This is a genomic window from Roseibium sp. MMSF_3247 (assembly GCF_030733765.1).
Lineage (GTDB): Bacteria > Pseudomonadota > Alphaproteobacteria > Rhizobiales > Stappiaceae > Roseibium.
Map to the genome: position 1 here is coordinate 57,370 of NZ_JASHII010000012.1, position 19,028 is coordinate 76,397.

Sequence of the window (19,028 nt, forward strand, 5' to 3'; positions counted from 1 at the left end):
ACTTTGCGGGACGTCCCTCTGTTGGTCCCTATGTTTTCAAGGCTGGCCCCTCAGCTATTGGCTCTCATTTACTTGAGAGTTCTGGTCTTCCGCGTTGGGCCAAACCCAGGAAGAAGTTGTTCTGCGATCTTGCTTGTGTTTCTCGATCGCGAGTTCGTGCTGCAGTGTCAGATCGATGTCGTCCCACCCGTTGATCAGCTTTGTCCGCCAGCTGTTGTCGAGTGAGAACGGGACTTCGGACCCACCGACGATGATGTGTCCGTGCTCCAGATGAATGTGTGCCGAACCACCGCCTTCGTTGAGTTCGCCCGTCAAGCGCTCAAGATCGGCTTCGGAAACGAGCGCTGGCAGCAGACCGTTGTTGACCGCATTGCTCGCAAAGATGTCGCCGAAGCTCGGTGCCACAACGGCCCGAAAACCTGCATCCACCAAAGCGTAGACCGCAGCTTCGCGCGAAGAGCCGCTGCCGAAATTTCGGCCTGCGATCAGGACACTGGCCTGAGGAAACTGATTCAGCGGAAAGTCTGGACATTCCGATCCGCTCTCCAGACGCCTCAGATCATAAAGGAGGAACTGTCCATACCCCTCTGACCGTGGCGTCGACATGAACCGGGCCGGGATGAGCTGATCCGTATCGATGTTGTGAACCGGCAAAGCAACTGCTTGCCCCTGATGTTCCGTCCAGCCAGCCATCAGACTGCCCTCCCTTTCAAGAGAGGACGAACATCGGTGATGGTGCCGGTCACAGCGGCGGCTGCGACCATTGCCGGTGACATGAGATGCGTGCGGGCACCGGGGCCTTGGCGCCCGCGAAAGTTCCGGTTCGTCGAAGACGCACAACGCTTGCCCGGCGCAACGATGTCGCCGTTCATGCCGACACACATGGAACAGCCGGACGAAGACCACTCCAAACCAGCTTCCCGAAAAATCTGGTCCAGACCTTCTTGTTCTGCCTGGTGGCGGACAAGGGCTGAGCCCGGAGAAACCAGACCGGGCACCTTCGCAGAGCGTCCGGCAAGGACAGCTGCGGCCGCGCGGAGATCTTCGATCCGCCCGTTTGTACATGAACCGAGGAACACCTGATCGACCGGCGTGCCTTCGATCGGGCGCCCGGCGGCCAGCCCCATATAATCCAGCGCGTCGCGCGCAGCCTTTTGCTTTTCTTCTGACAAACGGGATGGATCAGGAAGCGTTGCCCCGACCGGCAAGGCTTGTTCGGGACTTGTGCCCCAAGTGACTGTTGGAGCGATCTCTTCTGCCGCCAGGCTCACATCCTTGGCAAAGATCGCATCCTCGTCCGAGCACAGTTTCTGCCACTTTTCATGAGCTTTCTCAAAAGCTTCGCCGGTTGGCGCGAAGGGCCGTCCCTTGAGATAAGCAAAGGTGGTGTCATCGGGCGCAACCATGCCAAAGCGGCCGCCGCCTTCGATCGAAAGGTTGCAGAGGGTCATCCGCCCTTCCATAGACAGGTCCCGGATGGCGCTTCCGGCATATTCGATCGCGTGTCCCCGTGCGCCGTCGGACCCAAGTTTTGCAATCCAATTGAGTGCAATATCCTTGGCGCTGATGCCCTCGGCCAGTTTTCCGTCGACGACGATGCGCATTGCCGCTGGCTTTTTCTGCCAGACGGTTTGTGTCGCAAGAACATGAGCAACTTCCGTCGCTCCGATGCCAAAGGCGAGTGCACCAAATGCACCGTGGGTCGATGTGTGGCTGTCGCCACAATTGATCAACAAACCTGGCAAGGTCAGGCCCTGCTCCGGTCCCACGACATGCACGATGCCCTGCGCCGGATCCATGAGATCGAACAGACGCAAACCGTGCTGTGTCGCATTCGCGCGCAGTGTTTCAATCATGCGGCGGATTTTGGGATCCGCAATATATTCTCGGTGGCGCGTTGGTGCATAGTGATCAACAACGGCAAAGGTCAATTCGGGTTCAGCGACGGCCGCACCACGCTCGGCCAGTTTGGCGAACGCATGATGGGACCCTTCATGCACAAGGTGCCGGTCCACCCACAAAAGCGATGTCCCGTCTTCACGGGTCAGCACTTCGTGCGACGACCAAAGCTTGTCGAGAAGGGTCGCGGCCGCTGTCATGCACCCTCCTCGGGCGTCTTGCCAATCGCTGGCTCCCAATGGCGGGCATTGCCGTCTCCAACCCGGGTCAGCGGCATCTCAAGCCGGAACATATCTGGGCGGTAGAGGCCCGCCAGATACTCCACACCGTTGCCATCGACGTCCTTGACCACGCGGCGCAAAGATAGAAGCGCAGAGCCGACCGCAACTTCGAGAGCGTCGGCAACTTCCGGGCCGGCAAGGGTTGCGGAAACCGACTGATGAGCATCCTTGATCTGGACACCGCCACGCTCCAGCAATTTGAAAAGCGGGGTCGTCGCCAGATCATTTTCCGAGTAATTGCGAGCGATTTCAGCCGGGACATAGGTTGTCAGGTGCGAAAAAGGTGTCTGGTTCGTGCTCCGGACACGGGTTGCGATCTGGACTTGTTCATCGCCCGGCAGCCCGAGAGCGGATGCCACGAAATCCGGCGCAGCATCGTATGAAAAGGACAGAAGGCGCGCCGTCGTGCTTTGACCCATTTCAACAAGTTGCGGCATCAGGGTCGCAAGGTTCATGGCGACCGGTTTGTCCAGCTGACCCGATGTCGAGACCGTCGTCCCGCTTCCAGCACGCCGGATGATGAGGCCTGAGGCGGCCAACGCATCAAGCGCCCGGCGTACTGTCACGCGCGATACGCCAAAGACCTCAGAGAGTTTCTGTTCGCCCGGGAGGGTTTGCCCGTCCTGAAACCTGCCATCGGAAATCTGATCACGGAGAGACAGGTAGACCTGCCGCGCCTTTGCGCCTTCCGGCAACACCGATTTCGCATGCTTGTTCACGTACGCAAGCCTCCGTGGATGAAGCTCAATGGTATCGCTGGATACTAAAATATCAAGTTGCCGGTCCGATATTATTTTCATTTTTTGTATTAGATATTTTTTCAAGCTGTATTATGTGTAATACAAATTGCTGTAGGGAGGCAGTATGCCGATTGTCGAATTGCACGTATTGCAAGGCTACGAGCCGCAAGAAAAATTGCGGCTTCATGAGGCTTTGACCGATGCCATACGTCTCGTCGTGCCGGCTCCACCCGAAGCAATTACCGTCCTGATCCATGAATTAAAGGGCGAGGACTACTCCCGCGGCGGCGTTCACCGGCAAGGCGCTGCGGCTTTGCCTGACGCGGGCGATCTTGTCCGGGCGTACTTGAGCGCCATGGAGGCGAGGGACCTGGAGCGTGCGCAATCGATGCTCAGCACAGACTTCGTAATGGAGTTCCCGGGCACCGGTCCACTCCGGACGCTTGACGAGCTGATCGCTTGGGCAAAGCCTCGCTACCGTTTCGTGAAAAAAACCTATGACGGCTTCGATGTCATGCAAAGCCGCGAAGCGGCCACAGTTGTTTATTGCCGCGGCACTCTCTCCGGCGAATGGCCGGATGGAGACAGCTTTGACGGCATTCGTTTCATCGATCGGTTCGAAGTCGTCGCCGGCAAAATTACCCGCCAGGACGTTTGGAACGACATTGCAGAAGTAAAGGCCACCGCATGAGCGAGATCGACCCGATAACCTTATCGGTTCTAGCCGGCCGCATGGAACAGATTGCGGACGAAATGGACGCAACGCTCTTCCGCGCAGCGTTCAATCCCATTATTGCCGAAGCGCATGATGCCAGCCACGGCCTTTATCACGCGGAAACCGGGGACACGCTGGTCCAGGGAAAATCAGGACTTCCGATTTTCGTCGGCGTGATGTCCTTTGCGGTCAAGGCCGTGATCGAAAAAGCCGCCGCCGATGGGGATTTGAAAGACGGCGACATCTTCATCTTCAATGACGCACATATCGGCGGCACGCACCTGTCGGACATGCGGCTGGTCCGCCCTTATTTTCGCGATGGCAAACTGTTTTGCTACCTTGCTTCTGTGGGCCACTGGCATGATGTTGGCGGGGCCGTTCCGGGCAACTACAATCCGGCGGCTACGGAAGTCTTTCAGGAAGCGTTTGTCCTGCCCCCGGTGCGTTTGGCGCGTGGTGGCGTGGTCAATCAGGACATCATCGACATTCTCCTGCGCAACACACGCCTGCCCCAATCGGCCATGGGCGATCTCAATGGCCAGCTGGGCGCGCTCGATCTTGGCGTCAAACGCATGGACGAATTGCTCGATGAATATGGAGTCGCGACCGTAAGCGGCGCTCTGGACGCTCTTGGTCATCGCGCAGAGGCGCTGATGCGCTCTGAGTTGACTGACCTACCGGATGGGCGCTGGGAAGCGGAAGACTTTCTCGACAATGACGGCATTACCGATGAGCCGCTGGCAATCCGCGTCGCGTTGGAAATCAAGGACGATAACCTGACCCTGGATTTCACCGGCTCCGCGCCACAATGCGCCGGCCCGGTCAACATCGCACTACCGACTACCGTTGCGACGGCCTACGTTGCGATCAAGCACATTTTCCCGGCCCTGCCCGCAAACGCCGGCGTGATGCGCCCAATCACGGTCAATGTGCCGGAAGGGTCGTTGTTGTCGGCTGAATTTCCGGCTCCAACCGGCGGCTATACCGAAACCATTCTCCGCATGATCGATGTGATCTTCTCAGCCTTTGCGAAGGCCGCACCGGATCGGGTTGTCGCGAACGCTTATGGGACGATCAACGCCCTGTCGATTGCAGGCAAGAAAAGCGACGGCAAGCCCTGGGTCATGTTCAGCTTTTATGGCGGTGGCCATGGCGGTTCGCTGGAAAGCGACGGCCTGAACCACGGCAACGCTCCGATTTCAACGGCGACCATTCCGCCAATGGAAATTCTCGAGGCCGCCTATCCGGTCATGTTCCGCCAGTGGGCCCTGCGTCCAGACAGCGCCGGTGCAGGGGCTCATCGGGGTGGCATGGGCGCAATCTACGAGATCGAAGTCTTGGAAGAAAACGGGGCCGAGGCCTTCCTTTTCGGAGAACGTGGCCGGTTTGCGCCAAAAGGCATTGCGGACGGATATGACGGAGAGCTCAACCAATTCACCTATGAACAGGATGACGGTTGGAAAACACCTCCGCTCGCCTCAAAAATGCGCGGAATCAAGTTGCGCCAGGGCCAAGCTGTCCGATTGGAAACGCCCGGCGGCGGCGGATACGGCAAGGCAGAAAACCGTCAACCGGGCGACATCGCCCGTGACGTGGCACGTGGTCTGATCAGCTCAGATGCGGCCGACAAGAATTACGGTACGGCTTGGCGGGAGGTGTCCCAATGAGCGGACGGATGATTGGTGTTGATGTCGGCGGAACATTCACGGACGTCTTTGTTCTCAATGAAGCCGATGGCACGGCCGCCGTTGCAAAAGTTCCGACGACCCGCCCGGATCAATCCGGTGGTTTCCTTGATGGCATCGGCAAGCAGGTCGATGACTTGTCAACGATTTCAGTGGTTGTTCATGGCACCACGGCTGGAACCAATGCACTTCTTGAGCGCAAAGGCGCGCCGACCGGGGTGATCTGCACGGAAGGTCTGCGGGACGTTCTGGAGATGCGCCGCCGGGACCGGCCGCGCACCTGGGGACTTCGCGGAGACTTTGAACCGGTTGTCGACCGGCGCAATCGTCTTGAGGTGCCGGAACGAACCCTGGCAGATGGAACCATTCGCACCCCAGTGGATCTTGATGCCGTCCGCGCTGCCGCACAGCAGCTCCAGGCGCAAGGCTGCGAGGCCGTCGCAATCCTTTTCGCCAACGCCTATGCAAATCCGGACAATGAAAAGGCCGCTGTGGCTGCAGTCCGGGAGATCTGGCCGAATGCCCATGTGTCCGCGTCCTCGGAAATCTTGCCCGAAATCCGCGAATTTGAGCGGTTTTCGACAACGACACTGAACGCTTACCTGCAGCCGGAAGTGTCCGGATATCTTGGCCGCCTGGAACAGGCACTCAAGACAGGCGGGTTCGACGGCGAATTCATGATCGTTCAGTCTAACGGTGGGGTCATGGCTGTTGATATGGCCTGCAAGCTACCGGTGCGCACGGCGCTCTCCGGCCCGGCCGCGGGAGTAATCGCCGCAGGTTACATTGCTTCATCAGCCGGGTTCGACAATGTCATCACCGGAGACATGGGCGGCACCAGTTTTGATGTGTCCCTGATTTCCGACGGGCAATCGATGCTGTCTCCCCAGACCTCGATTGACTTCGGGATGGTGGTCCGCACGCCCATGATCGAGATCACCACGATCGGCGCGGGCGGCGGATCCATTGCCTGGGTCGACAAGGGCGGTCTTTTGAACATTGGGCCGGAAAGCGCAGGTTCCAACCCTGGTCCCGTTGCCTATGGACTTGGAAATGACCGGCCGACTGTCACAGACGCAAACGTTGTTCTTGGCCGTATTGATCCGGAGAGCCCCATCGGAGGAAAGCTGGACCGGCTGGACGTCGAAGCGGCCGCCAAGGCGATCGATATTCATGTCGGAGAGCCCCTTGGCCTCGACACGTTACAGGCGGCAGAGGCCATCATGCGGGTTGCCAATTCCCGTATGGCTGGAGCCATTCGCCTGGTCAGCATTGAGCGCGGCTTTGATCCGAAGAACTTTGCCTTCATGCCTTTTGGCGGTGGCGGAGCGCTTCATGCGGGCGCAATGCTTGCTGAAGTCGGGATCGCCAAGGCTATCGTGCCTCGCTATCCCGGCGTCACCTCGGCCATGGGCTGCGTGATCGCGGATATGCGCCAGGACTTCGTTCAGACCATCAACTCGCTGGTAGATGCCCTCGACGAAAATGCGCTGGCGGAACACATGCAAACCCATGTCGATAGCGGCATGGGACTTCTGGATGCTGCACGCACAACGTTCGAAGCCCGCGACATCAGTTTTGAACTGGACATGGCCTATATCGGTCAGACGCACACGGTCTCCGTACCGATTTCAGTGACCGTGCGTGATGGCCAGGTAACAACTCCTAGCAAGGCAGATATCGAAGCCGCTTTTGATGCGGCTTACAAATCCGCCTTCGGCCGCCTCCTGAACAACGGCGTGCGCCGGATCTTGAACTTGCGCACCGCCGTCACCGGAAAACGTCCAAAATTCGATCTGAAAACGCTTGCCCCTTCAGCTGGCGGAAATGCGGAACCCAAATCGACCCGCAAGGTGCATTTCGGGGTTTCCTGGTACGAGACAGCGATCTACGACCGCCTTTCTCTGCCCGCGGGTACGGTGATCAATGGGCCGGCGATCCTGGTGCAGCCGGATACAACCGTTTTGGTTGAGCCCGATCTGCAAGCGCATGTGGACGCCTTTGGCAACACCATTCTCGAGCCCTTGGAGAGCACGTCATGATTGATCTGAAAACGTGGGATCCAAAGCGAACGGCGATCCTGACCATTGATCTGCAGAACGACTTTCTACATCCCGAGGGCGCGTATGGGCGCGCCGGGCAATCGGCTGACAGCATCGCGGCATTGCCAGACCGCATAGCGCCTCTGGTGAAGGCCTTACGGGCACGTGAAGGCCACTACATTTCGGCGCAATTCACACTGGTCCCGAATGCGTCGGGCGAGCCTTTGATCTCCCCACACCTGAAAGTCCTACGGCCCTTCCTCGGCAAAGGCGATTTTGCACCGGGCAGCTTCGGCCATACGCTGGTCGATGAACTCTTTCCAGCTGATTTCGTCGTTGAAAAAGTCGCCTATTCCGCCTTTTACCAGACACGACTGGAATACATCATGCGCGCTGTTGGCATCGACAAGCTGATCGTTGGCGGGATCGTCACCAACGGAGGTGTCGCGTCCACACTGCGCGACGCTCATCTGCGCGATATCGAGACCGTTCTTTTGACGGACGGGTCCGCTGCCTTCAAGAACGATGTGCACGAGGCAACCTTGCTGTCTCTGGCGACCGTGACCCATCAGATGGTGTGTGCCGACCTGCTGGACACCATGACAACCGATTGGCCGGAGGTGGCGGCATGAGCCTCAAGAAACGCCTGCAGCAAAACGAGATTGTCATCGCCCCCGGTGTTTATGACGGCCTCACCGCTTCGCTTGCCGAAGCCGCCGGGTTCGAAGCCCTTTATTTGAGCGGTGCCGCTGTCGCCTACACCCGTTTGGGCCGCCCGGACATCGGCCTCTCCTCCTTTACGGAGATGGCGGACACGATGGCGCTGATTGCCGATCGGACCAACCTACCGGTGATTATCGATGCCGATACCGGGTTCGGGAACGCGCTGAACGCTCAAAGAACCATGCGGCTTTATGAGCGCGCCGGGGCAACTGCGCTACAGGTCGAAGACCAGACCTATCCGAAGCGCTGCGGGCATCTTGCCGACAAATCCCTGATCTCTGCTGCTGAGATGGCTGGGAAGGTTCGGGCCATGGCGGACGCACGAGCCTCAGAGGAAACCCTGATTATTGCCCGGACGGACGCCATTGCGGTGGAAGGATTTCAAGCTGCCATCGACCGAGCTGGAGCCTATCTGGAAGCAGGCGCAGACATTCTCTTCATCGAAGCGCCCCAATCGCGCGAACAATTGACCGAAGTCGCAACCCAATTCGCAGGCCGGGTGCCGCTTCTGGCAAACATGGTGGAAGGCGGCGCAACGCCCATTTCCGGCGCTTCCGATCTGGAAGCTCAAGGCTTTTCCATCGTAATTTTCCCAGGCGGCATCGTGCGGGCATTGGCCAAGACAGCACAAGAGTACTACGCCAGCCTACGTGCAAACGGCAGCAACCGGCCGTTCAAAGACCGGATGTTCGATTTCGACGGCCTGAATGGCGTCATCGGAACCGCTGATATGCTGGCGAAGGGTTCAAGCTATGACCCAAGTGACCGTTGAGGTTTCACCGGCGCCGGCCGCGTTTGATCTGGACTGTGAGACCCTGATCATTGGGGCCGGTGCAGCCGGTCTCGTTGCAGCACTGTCCGCTCAAGAGACCGGGCAATCCGTTCTTGTGGTGGAGGCGGATCCCATCCCGCGCGGATCCACGGCGCTCTCCGCAGGGCTCATACCGGCTGCTGGAACCAGTATTCAAAAGGCAGCGGGTGTCGCAGACAGCGCAGACCTTTTTGCACAAGACATTCAAGCTAAGGCAAAGCAGGAAAATGATCCGGCGCTGGTAGATCTCCTGACCCAACAGTCTGGCCCGGCCATAGACTGGCTGAGTGAAACGCACGGCCTGCCGTTTTCGGTCATAACCAACTTCGATTACCCCGGTCATTCCCGGCACAGAATGCATGGCCTCCCCACCCGGTCCGGCATTGAACTCATCGACAGCCTGCGCTCAACTTGCGAGACCCGAGGCATCGACATCATCTGTGAACGGCGCGCGGTGCAGCTTCATACGGATCAGGGTCGGATTACCGGTGTGACCGTTCAACGCCCCGATGGCGGACTGGAGACCATCGGATGTGAAAAGCTGATCCTGGCCTGCAATGGTTTCGGCGGAAACCGCGATCTTGTCAGCCAGTTCATGCCGGACATAGCCGACGGACTTTGGTTTGGCCACGACGGCAATCGCGGGGAAGCCATCGTCTGGGGAAAAGACATCGGCGCGGATATGGCGCATCTTGGCGCCTACCAGGGCCACGGCAACGTTGCGCATCCGCACGGGATCCTGATCACATGGGCGGTGATCACAAGCGGCGGCGTCCAGGTGAACCGGGAAGCGGAGCGCTTCTGGGATGAATCTCAAGGTTACTCGGAAGCTGCCCGTGCGGTGCTGGCCCAACCAGGCGGGGAAGCCTTTACGATTTTTGACGGCCGGATTGCGAAGATCGCCCGCCAGTTTGAGGACTTCAAGAACGCCGAAGCGGCAGGCGCGATCAAGGTCAGCGAGACACTTGAAGGCCTTGCAAACCAGCTCGGCCTCCCGGCGGGAAATCTGACCGCCACAATCTCAAGCCTGCCAATGAATGAGACAGATGGCTTTGGCCGCAAGTTTGGCGACACACAGCTAACCCCGCCCTATTTCGGTGTCCGGGTGACCGGTGCCCTGTTTCACACACAGGGCGGCCTGCGAACCGACGAATATGCACGTGTCCTAAAGACAGACGGAACACCGATACCCAATCTTCATGCTTGCGGCGGCGCGGCGTGCGGCGTTTCGGGCCGCGGTGACAGCGGGTATCTGTCCGGCAACGGACTCTTAAGTGCCGTAGTCCTCGGCCGGCTCGCCGGACAGGCGCCACTCGCATAAGGCCGGGCTTCGCAATTCAGATACGGGTCGCCCAAGCGGCACTGGCGGAGACCACCATCCGCTCCATATAGCTGTCGTAATTGCTATTCGGCTGATCCGGCGAACGACATGTACGCCGGATTCGGCAGACACCAGAAATGGATTTGGGACAACCCAGCCGATGTTGGAGGCACAGAGACAAACATGCTCGGCTTGACCGGACCGGAAATTGGTCATTTGCTGTTGTCACTGGTCTTTGTTCTCATCGCCTTTGCCGCTTGGCGGAGTGTGAGCAAGGACAAGTAGACGTCGAAAGGCAGTCAAGATCCGCAGGACCTGTGATCGGACGAGACTTGCATGATTTCTTACATCACCAAGACGAGCTGGTCCGGAACCATCCTTTCCGTCCTTGCAAGCTTTCTGCTTGGCAGTCCGGAGACCAAAGCCGAAGAACTGTCCGGTCAGCCCGCGAAGACGGTCTTGGAACGGGCGATATCATCCGTCTGTGCTGACACGCCTCCAACCGGCTTTTCAATTCAAAACGCAGTTCCGCAAAGCTGGCTGCTCAACGAAACGAGCCTCCCAGCCTCCGGCCCGCCGGCACAGCAGGACATCCGCCTGGTTTTGCCCGCTGGTGATGAGCTGACCGTTGAAATCCGCCTCGCAGGAGGATCTCCCCGCCAAATCAGAGCCACCTACTATCGGAACGATAGCAATACGCTTCTTCCCAGCCTTCTTGCGATTGCAGATGGCAGCTGTGTGGTGCGGTCTGCCCGCAAGATCCGCTTCGAAGATGAGCCGTGGGTTCTGATGGATCAGCTCGAGGGCGACATGGAAACCCTTCGCTGGACAGAGACTCTTCAAGCCCCGTGGCCTGATGGCACAGATCCCGGCGGCGCGCGGGTGGCTTTTGTTGACTCCGGACTTGCCTATGACCTGTCCCTGTTTCGCAATCGGCTGGCGCGGGACGAAGACGGCGCTCCGATTGGATACGACTTTTGGGATATGGACCCCTGGCCTTATGATGGCGACACCTCCAGGGGTGCGTTTCTCCCGGTGCGCCACGGCACAGCGGTCGCCTCCGTATTCGCACGCGAAGCGCCAAATGCGGCTCTGGTTCCTCTCCGGTATCCGCGCCCGGATATGAGCCGGATGGCCGATATTGTTGCCCGTGCACTCGACGACGAGATCCGTATTCTTGCGATGCCACTCGGAAGCAATTCAGAGAAAGACTGGACGGACTTCGCCGAAGCAATCAAAGACCAGAACATCTTGGCCATCGTGTCAGCTGGCAACAATGGCCGCAATATCGATGCACAACCGGTCTATCCCGCGGCGCTCGATCTGGACAACATTCTGACGGTCACCTCGGCAGATGGCTTTGGCCGATTGGCGCCGGGGTCAAACTGGGGCAGAGCCAGCGTCGACCTGATGGTCCCTGCGGAAAACATCGCGGTTACCGATTTCCGGGGAGCCGCTGGCGTCACATCCGGCTCCAGCTATGCCGTCCCGCGCCTTGCCGCACTTGCCGCCCGGCTTCTGGAAAAAGACCAAGACCTGACCGCTCTGGAGCTTAAAGCGTTGATCACCGCGCGTGCCGTGGCCTCTCCCTTTGAAACGGAGGGCCGTGTGGCTGTCGGCTGGATCCCGGATCCGGACAAGGATTGATTTTCCACGGCGATAACCTGCACTCGCGACATACCGACCAGGTGGATACTCAATAAAGGTTTGCGCTAGTGAAACGGCTTTGGGCTCAGAGACTGCCGCTTTTTTCTGCAGTTGCGTTCAGTTGGCAGCTGGCTCCAGTCCTTGTGCAAAGCAATTTATCTCTGCCATAGTACAGGTCACCTCCCGCGCGACACGAGCACTCCATGGCCATTCATGCAAGTCTTTATCACCTAACCCACTATGCCTATGACCGGCCGGTGACACTTTCACCGCAGATTGTCAGGCTGAGACCGGCGCCGCACAGCCGGACGCGGGTGATTTCGCACAGCCTGAAGGTTTCTCCGGGTGGCCATTTCGTCAATCATCAGCAAGACCCATACGGCAACTGGCTCGCCCGTTTCGTGTTCCCGGAACCGGTTCGGGAGTTCAAAATCGAAGTTGATCTTGTTGCGGACATGACCGTCTACAATCCGTTCGATTTTTTTGTTGAAGATCGCGCCGAGCATTGGCCATTCGAGTACGATGCGGACCTAAAAGACGATCTGGTCATCTACAGGACACCGGAGGCAGAGGGGCCGAAGCTGGCAAAGTTCATCGGGTCGATCGGTCTGGATGAAACCCGCACGATCGATTTCTTGGTTGGCCTCAATCACAGGGTCTCGGAGGAAATCGACTATACAATCCGTCTTGAGCCAGGCGTTCAGACGCCTGAGGAGACCCTCACCAAACGGTCCGGATCGTGCCGGGATTCAAGCTGGCTGCTTGTTCAGGTGCTCAGGCATCTCGGATTTGCTGCACGGTTCGTCTCCGGCTACCTGATCCAGTTGAAACCGGATCTGAAGGCTCTGGATGGCCCCTCCGGCACAGACCATGATTTCACGGATCTCCATGCCTGGGTGGAGGTGTATATTCCCGGCGCGGGATGGATCGGTCTTGATCCGACATCCGGCCTTTTGACCGGTGAGAGCCATATCCCGCTTGCGGCAACACCCCATTACAAGAACGCGGCTCCGATTTCCGGGTCGGCCACATTTGCCGAAACCGACTTCAAGTTCGACATGAACATCGCCCGTGTTTCCGAGCATCCAAGAATTACAAAACCCTTCTCCGATCACGCATGGGAGCGGCTTCTTCAAACCGGACGAAATGTCGATGAGGCTCTGACAGCCGGAGATGTCCGGCTCACAATGGGCGGGGAGCCGACCTTTGTCTCCATTGATGACTTTGAAAGTTCAGAGTGGAACACCGCCGCCGTCGGACCGACAAAACGGGGGTTGGCCGATCAGTTGATCCGCCGCCTGCGCGAACGGTTCGCGCCCGGCGGGGTCCTGCACTACGGGCAAGGGAAATGGTATCCAGGAGAGACCCTGCCACGCTGGACGTTTTCGCTGTTTTGGCGGACAGACGGCGCGCAGATCTGGAAAAACCCGGACCTGATCGCGCTTGAGGACAGCAAGCCCGTCAAAGATCCATCCAAAGCAGGAGCGCTCCTTGAAGCGATTGCCGAACATCTCGACCTGCCGAAGGAACATGTTCAACCAGTCTTTGAAGATCCAGCCGAATGGATCGTGAAGGAAGCAAACCTTCCGGAGAACCTCTCGCCACAGAATCCAAAACTAAAAGATGCCGAAGAGCGGGCCCGGTTTGCACGCGTCTTTGGTCGTGGCCTTGAAACCGCGGTCGGATATGTGCTGCCGGTCCAGAGCTGGCAGAGCAAAAGCACAGGGCCAAAATGGCGGTCTGAACGCTGGCGGTCGCGCCGGGGCCACCTGTTCCTTGTTCCAGGCGACAGCCCTGCCGGTTTCCGGTTGCCGCTTGGATCCCTGCCCTATATCCGGCCTGTTGATTATCCCTACACGTACACGGCGGACCCTTCCCTGCAAACTGCTGCCCTGCCGGACTATCAGGATGAGCTCACGCAGAAACGCCGGCGTGCCATTCAGGAGGAAATTGACCGGCTCGCCGCAGAGGAGAAGGAAAAAGCTGAGCTTTTGCCGGAGACCAGTGCTGAGCATTCCCAACCGGTACAGACACAACGGGAAACCGGGGAAGTTCAAACTGTTGTCCCGCAAGGAGGGGTCGATCCATCAGATGGATCCGTCCGAACCGCGCTGGCGATCGAACTCCGGGAAGGCCAGCTGTGCATCTTCATGCCGCCCGTCGAACGTCTTGAAGAGTATCTCGAGCTTCTCGCCGCCGCAGAGCTGAGTGCAGAACAGCTCGGCCTCAAGGTTCATATCGAAGGATATGGACCGCCGAATGACCCAAGGCTCAACGTCGTCCGGGTCGCTCCAGACCCCGGCGTTCTGGAGGTCAACATTCATCCCGCTGCAAGCTGGGACGATTGCGTCGCGACGACGGAGGCGATCTACGAAGAGGCCCGACAATGCCGCTTGGGGGCGGACAAGTTCATGATTGATGGCCGGCACACGGGTACCGGCGGCGGAAATCATGTTGTCGTCGGCGGTGCGACGCTGGAAGACAGTCCATTCTTGCGGCGCCCGGACCTCCTCAAGTCACTGATCTTGCTTTGGCAACGTCACCCGTCATTGTCCTACCTGTTTTCCGGCCTGTTTATCGGCCCCACCAGCCAGGCTCCACGGATCGACGAGGCCCGCCACGATACTCTTTACGAGCTGGAAATCGCTTTGTCCCAGATTGCCGGACCGGGCACTGGAGATTACACGCCGCCCTGGCTTGTTGACCGCCTGCTCCGGAACATGATGACGGATGTCACCGGCAACACCCACCGTGCAGAAATCTGTATCGACAAGCTCTATTCCCCGGATGGCCCAACCGGCCGTTTAGGACTTGTAGAGTTCCGGGGCTTCGAAATGCCGCCGCACCCGCGCATGAACCTTGCACAGCAGCTGCTCTTGCGCGCCATCATTGCACGGTGCTGGGCGAAACCGGTGACGGGCCAGCCGGTGCGCTGGGGCACGGTTCTTCATGATCGATACATGCTCCCGCATTTTGTCTGGCGGGATTTCCTCTCCGTTCTTGCGGATTTGAAAGACCATGGTTTCGAACTCGATCCTGCCTGGTATGAAGCCCAAGCCGAGTTCCGCTTCCCGTTCTGTGGTGCGGTCGATGTCGAAGGCGTTCATCTGGAGATCCGGCAGGCCCTGGAACCGTGGCATGTCCTTGGCGAGACCGGAGCAATTGGCGGAACGGTCCGGTATACCGACAGCTCGGTGGAGCGCCTTCAAGTGCAGATGACGACCGCCTTCAAGGACCGGTATGCCATCATGTGCAACCAGCGCCCCATACCGATGACCGAAACCGGTACGGCGGGAACCAATGTTGGCGGTGTCCGTTTCAAAGCCTGGCAACCGGCCGAAGCCTTGCACCCCGTTCTGCCAGTCAACGCCCCCTTGACCTTCGACATCTATGACCGGTGGTCATCGCGGCCGGTCGGCGGATGTGTCTATCATGTGGCGCATCCAGGCGGCCGAAACTACGACACGTTTCCCGTCAATGGCAACGAAGCGGAAGCCCGCCGGCTTGCCCGGTTCGAAGGGTTTGGCCATTCCTCCGGACAGTACGCACCTTTATGGGAAGCGCCGCATCCGGAGTTCCCAATGACGCTGGATCTGCGGCGGCAAGGCGGGTTGATATGACCACGCCCGCACAAGAAACCCTTTCGGCAACAAATCCCTTGTTGCGGGATTATGCCCTCCAGTCCGGTATCGCTGACGAGCTGCTTGACCCCAATGGCGTGATGCGCCCGGTTTGGGGGCCATTCATTGAGCAACTGTCGCAACTGTCGCAGCCGGAGATCACGGCCTGTTTCGCTCGCGGAGATCAATACCTGCGGGATGCCGGAGTGTTTTTCCGCCAATACAGCACTGACCCTCACCAAGAACGCGACTGGCCCCTGAGCCATATTCCGGTGATCCTGCATGAAAGAGAATGGGCAGAGATCTGTGAAGGGCTGACGCAACGCGCTGAGCTCTTGGAGCGGGTGGTGGCCGATCTTTATGGTGACGCAGCCCTGGTTCGCGATGGCCATTTGCCTGCAGAGCTTGTCGCACAAAACCCGGAATGGCACCGGCCGCTCGTCGGATTGACACCGGCTTCAGGCCACCATCTCCATTTTCTGGCGTTCGAAATCGGCCGCAGCCCGGACGGCTCCTGGCTGGTGCTGGGCGATAGAACACAAGCCCCATCCGGCGCTGGTTTTGCGCTGGAAAACCGGATGGCGACTGTACGGGTGTTTCCCGAACCGTTTCCTCAGTCCAGGGTACAGCGGTTGGCAGGCTTTTTCCGCGCCTTTCGCGATGCCATGGATGACTTGCCTTCGACTGAGGGGGGGCGCACTGCGATCCTGACGCCGGGTCCGGGCAACGATACTTACTTTGAACACACTTACATTGCGCGTTATCTCGGACTGACACTTCTGGAGGGCGCAGATCTTCTTGTGCAGGACGGCACGGTTCAAATGCGGACAGTGTCCGGCCCCAAACCGGTCAGTGTTCTGTGGCGGCGGCTGGATGCGTCATACGCGGATCCGTTGGAACTTGATGAGACATCTCACCTTGGAACACCTGGACTAGTGGATGCGGTTCGCCACTCGAATGTGAATCTGGTCAACAGCCTCGGCTCCGGGATCCTTGAAACCAGAGCCTTGATGGCATTCCTGCCGCAGATCGCCGATGTGGTATTGGGTGAACATCTCAAAATCCCAAATCTGGCAACGTGGTGGTGCGGACAAGCCGCCGAGCGGGACTATGTGAAAGCCAACGCAGAAGACTTGTTCGTCGGGGAAGCCTTCAGCAGAGCCCTTCCCTTCGATATCGGCCGGACAGATGGTCCAAGACACGACCCAGCTCTGCAAACGCCCGAGGCCCTCTCGACCTGGATAGACACCGGCGCCGGTCAGCTTGTCGGACAAGAGGCCGTAACCCTATCGACCACACCGGTCTGGGATGGCGACGGGCTTGTCCCCCGCCCCATGAGCATCCGTGTCTTTGCTGCCCGTACGGCCGAAGGGTGGGTATTTCTACCCGGAGGCTATGCCCGTATCGGCCGCGGCGGCGATGCCACAGCCCTCTCCATGCAACGAGGCGGGTCTGTCGCAGACGTCTGGGTCATGAGAGACAGCGCTGTCCGGCAGGAGACGCTTTACGACGCCAAAAACTTCCGGCGTCAAGGGCCGAGCGTCTTGCCCAGCCGGGCGGCGGACAATCTCTTTTGGCTCGGGCGCTACATAGAAAGAGCTGAAGGCGTGATCCGACTGCTGCGCGGCTATCACCTGCGGCTTGCCGAGGCAGGATATGACCAAGATCCGCGACTTGTTCAAATCGCAGAACAGCTTCGACTGCTGTCGCTCGATCCTGATGAGGCCGTCATCACCGCTCTGAACCCACCCTTGAGCGCTGCCCGGGTGTCTGCGGGCAAAGTCCGCGACCGGTTTTCCATAGATGGTTGGGCTGCCCTCGCCGATCTCACCAACAGTTTGAAAGATCTGACCCCGGACCTTGCCCGTGGAGACGACACGGCGAGAGCACTTGGCATTCTTTTAAGAAAGATCACCGGCTTCAAAGGCCTTGTGCATGAAAATATGCACCGGACCTCCGGTTGGCGGTTCCTGACGCTCGGCCGGGCGATAGAACGCGCAGATGGGGCGGCCGGCGTGTTGATGGCATTTGCGGGAGATGATGCAGGACCCGGTTTCCCGGATGTCGCTCTTGAGTATGCTGACAGCGTGATCACCCATCAGCGCCGGTATCGTATTGACCCAACAAACGAAACCGTCACCGACCTCTTGGCTCTCGATGCCAGCAATCCCCGCGCTATTCTCTTTCAGGTCACAGCCATGCGGCGCATTGCAGAGGATCTGCCGAATGCAAGGATTAGCGGCCGGGTGTCGCCGGTTCTCAGGGCCTTGCTGCCACTGGAAGCGCAGCTGTCTGTCGCCTCACCATCGGAAATGAACGCTCGGCGCCTTGAGCGCGTTCGCATACGTCTATCCGAAGTCTCGGACCGTTTGACAACTAATTATCTGATCTAGAGTCGGAACGAAAACTGATGCGCTACGAAATTCGCCTGACTGTCGGATATGATTATGGTGCGCCTTCTGAACACGCCCGAACCCTTGTCCGGCTTTTGCCCTCCGACGTCCCGGACAAACAGACCGTCCCCTCCAGATTGCTGACTATTGAGCCCAAGCCTCAGGAACGACACGATACCCGTGATTTCTTCGGCAATGTCATGACGGTCCTGGTGTTTCACGAGCCAATCGACAAGATTGAAGTGTCTCTCAAAGCGACTGTTGAACGGCTTCAACCTGCTGCCAGTCTCGATTTCTCACCGGATCTCCAAACGCTTGAACAGGAGGTATTGGCGAACCGGAACCTAACCGCCGTCGCACCGGCGCACTATACGGGTATTTCTCCAAGAGTTCCGGCGGATCCAGCCATAACGGCATTTGCCAAATCTCACGCAAGCACTGGGCTTTCCACCATGAGCATCGTGAAAGCCATTGGCAAAGCGTTGCACGAGGAAATGCGCTTTGATCCGGAGGCAACCGAAGTGTCCACACCACCTGCAGAGGCGTTTTCACAACGCCATGGTGTGTGTCAGGACTTTTCCCATATCATGATTTCAAGCTTGCGATCGCTTGGTATCCCGGCCGGTTATGTGTCCGGCTTCTTGAGAACAACACCCCCAAACGGTCAGCCGCGCCTCGAGGGCGCCGACGCCATGCATGCCTGGGTTTGTGCATGGTGTGGCATAGAGACCGGTTGGATTGAATACGATCCGACGAACGCCTGCTTTGCAGGTTCGGACCATATCGTCGTTGCCTATGGCCGCGACTATTCGGATGTCGCCCCCGTCAAAGGCGTTTTGCGATCTTCCGGCGACCAAAGCAGCTTTCACGCCGTAGATGTTCGGCCACTTTGATGCATTTTAGGTCTTGAATCGAAGCTAGGCCTTGATTCGAATAGCTATGTTTTCTGATTAGGCTTTGTTTTTATGCGCTTTAGCGTCAGGCGGAGTTCTGCTTGATGTGGCGGGCTGAGGGTCTCACCAGTATCGGCCGCCCGAATACACAAAAGGCCGCCCAAAAGGCGGCCATTTTTGTATTTGGTTGCGGGAGTAGGATTTGAACCTACGACCTTCAGGTTATGAGCCTGACGAGCTACCGGACTGCTCCATCCC

14 protein-coding genes are annotated in these 19,028 nt (G+C 58.6%); 11 read left to right on the plus strand and 3 right to left on the minus strand.

Annotated features, from left to right (window positions below; all coding sequences use genetic code 11):
• Positions 1–54: 54 nt before the first annotated feature.
• The 3 genes from leuD to RBB44_RS24325 are packed head-to-tail and all read right to left on the minus strand — an operon-like array spanning position 55 to position 2,899.
• Positions 55–693 (minus strand): 3-isopropylmalate dehydratase small subunit, encoded by a 639-nt coding sequence (gene leuD / locus RBB44_RS24315; protein ID WP_306150421.1) that lies wholly within the window; start codon positions 691–693, stop codon positions 55–57.
• A complete protein-coding gene (leuC, locus tag RBB44_RS24320) occupies positions 693–2,099 on the minus strand; it encodes a 3-isopropylmalate dehydratase large subunit (protein ID WP_306150422.1) in 1,407 nt (468 codons plus the stop codon). Before leuC ends, leuD begins: the two co-directional genes overlap by 1 nt.
• Positions 2,096–2,899, minus strand: coding sequence for a GntR family transcriptional regulator (locus RBB44_RS24325; RefSeq protein ID WP_306150423.1), 804 nt, complete (start codon positions 2,897–2,899; stop codon positions 2,096–2,098). Before RBB44_RS24325 ends, leuC begins: the two co-directional genes overlap by 4 nt.
• Positions 2,900–3,044: 145 nt before the next feature.
• On the opposite strand from RBB44_RS24325, the gene RBB44_RS24330 reads away from it, so the two are divergent.
• The 11 genes from RBB44_RS24330 (at position 3,045) to RBB44_RS24380 (ending at position 18,770) form a co-directional block, all read left to right on the plus strand.
• Positions 3,045–3,611 (plus strand): nuclear transport factor 2 family protein, encoded by a 567-nt coding sequence (locus RBB44_RS24330; RefSeq protein ID WP_306150424.1) that lies wholly within the window; start codon positions 3,045–3,047, stop codon positions 3,609–3,611.
• Complete coding sequence (locus tag RBB44_RS24335; protein WP_306150425.1) at positions 3,608–5,302, plus strand: hydantoinase B/oxoprolinase family protein; 1,695 nt, start codon at positions 3,608–3,610, stop codon at positions 5,300–5,302. Before RBB44_RS24330 ends, RBB44_RS24335 begins: the two co-directional genes overlap by 4 nt.
• A complete protein-coding gene (locus RBB44_RS24340) occupies positions 5,299–7,362 on the plus strand; it encodes a hydantoinase/oxoprolinase family protein (protein WP_306150426.1) in 2,064 nt (687 codons plus the stop codon). Before RBB44_RS24335 ends, RBB44_RS24340 begins: the two co-directional genes overlap by 4 nt.
• Complete coding sequence (locus RBB44_RS24345; protein ID WP_306150427.1) at positions 7,359–7,994, plus strand: cysteine hydrolase family protein; 636 nt, start codon at positions 7,359–7,361, stop codon at positions 7,992–7,994. The genes RBB44_RS24340 and RBB44_RS24345 overlap by 4 nt, the downstream gene beginning before the upstream one ends.
• Positions 7,991–8,857: an oxaloacetate decarboxylase gene (locus tag RBB44_RS24350; RefSeq protein ID WP_306150428.1), complete on the plus strand. Its 867-nt coding sequence runs from the start codon at positions 7,991–7,993 to the stop codon at positions 8,855–8,857. The genes RBB44_RS24345 and RBB44_RS24350 overlap by 4 nt, the downstream gene beginning before the upstream one ends.
• The gene (locus tag RBB44_RS24355; RefSeq protein ID WP_306150429.1) at positions 8,838–10,217 is read left to right on the plus strand and encodes an FAD-dependent oxidoreductase; all 1,380 of its coding nucleotides are present in this window, start codon (positions 8,838–8,840) and stop codon (positions 10,215–10,217) included. The genes RBB44_RS24350 and RBB44_RS24355 overlap by 20 nt, the downstream gene beginning before the upstream one ends.
• A gap of 108 nt (positions 10,218–10,325) precedes the next feature.
• A complete protein-coding gene (locus RBB44_RS24360) occupies positions 10,326–10,502 on the plus strand; it encodes a hypothetical protein (protein WP_306150430.1) in 177 nt (58 codons plus the stop codon).
• A 51-nt stretch (positions 10,503–10,553) separates the two neighbouring features.
• On the plus strand, positions 10,554–11,864 hold the full coding sequence (locus RBB44_RS24365) for a S8 family serine peptidase (protein WP_306150431.1): 1,311 nt from the start codon (positions 10,554–10,556) through the stop codon (positions 11,862–11,864).
• 203 nt (positions 11,865–12,067) lie between these two features.
• Positions 12,068–15,484 carry a DUF2126 domain-containing protein gene (locus RBB44_RS24370; RefSeq protein WP_306150432.1) on the plus strand — a complete coding sequence of 1,139 codons (3,417 nt, stop codon included), beginning with the start codon at positions 12,068–12,070 and terminating at the stop codon, positions 15,482–15,484.
• Positions 15,481–17,877, plus strand: coding sequence for a circularly permuted type 2 ATP-grasp protein (locus tag RBB44_RS24375; RefSeq protein WP_306150433.1), 2,397 nt, complete (start codon positions 15,481–15,483; stop codon positions 17,875–17,877). Before RBB44_RS24370 ends, RBB44_RS24375 begins: the two co-directional genes overlap by 4 nt.
• 17 nt (positions 17,878–17,894) lie before the next feature.
• Positions 17,895–18,770 (plus strand): transglutaminase family protein, encoded by an 876-nt coding sequence (locus tag RBB44_RS24380; protein WP_306150434.1) that lies wholly within the window; start codon positions 17,895–17,897, stop codon positions 18,768–18,770.
• Positions 18,771–19,028 lie beyond the last annotated feature (258 nt).

Coding starts and splice junctions, on each gene's coding strand:
- leuD (WP_306150421.1), bottom strand. CDS start 693: ATGGCTGGCTGGACGGAACATCAGGGGCAAGCAGTTGCTTTGCCGGTT.
- leuC (WP_306150422.1), bottom strand. CDS start 2,099: ATGACAGCGGCCGCGACCCTTCTCGACAAGCTTTGGTCGTCGCACGAA.
- RBB44_RS24330 (WP_306150424.1), top strand. CDS start 3,045: ATGCCGATTGTCGAATTGCACGTATTGCAAGGCTACGAGCCGCAAGAA.
- RBB44_RS24335 (WP_306150425.1), top strand. CDS start 3,608: ATGAGCGAGATCGACCCGATAACCTTATCGGTTCTAGCCGGCCGCATG.
- RBB44_RS24340 (WP_306150426.1), top strand. CDS start 5,299: ATGAGCGGACGGATGATTGGTGTTGATGTCGGCGGAACATTCACGGAC.
- RBB44_RS24345 (WP_306150427.1), top strand. CDS start 7,359: ATGATTGATCTGAAAACGTGGGATCCAAAGCGAACGGCGATCCTGACC.
- RBB44_RS24350 (WP_306150428.1), top strand. CDS start 7,991: ATGAGCCTCAAGAAACGCCTGCAGCAAAACGAGATTGTCATCGCCCCC.
- RBB44_RS24355 (WP_306150429.1), top strand. CDS start 8,838: ATGACCCAAGTGACCGTTGAGGTTTCACCGGCGCCGGCCGCGTTTGAT.
- RBB44_RS24360 (WP_306150430.1), top strand. CDS start 10,326: ATGTACGCCGGATTCGGCAGACACCAGAAATGGATTTGGGACAACCCA.
- RBB44_RS24365 (WP_306150431.1), top strand. CDS start 10,554: ATGATTTCTTACATCACCAAGACGAGCTGGTCCGGAACCATCCTTTCC.
- RBB44_RS24370 (WP_306150432.1), top strand. CDS start 12,068: ATGGCCATTCATGCAAGTCTTTATCACCTAACCCACTATGCCTATGAC.
- RBB44_RS24375 (WP_306150433.1), top strand. CDS start 15,481: ATGACCACGCCCGCACAAGAAACCCTTTCGGCAACAAATCCCTTGTTG.
- RBB44_RS24380 (WP_306150434.1), top strand. CDS start 17,895: ATGCGCTACGAAATTCGCCTGACTGTCGGATATGATTATGGTGCGCCT.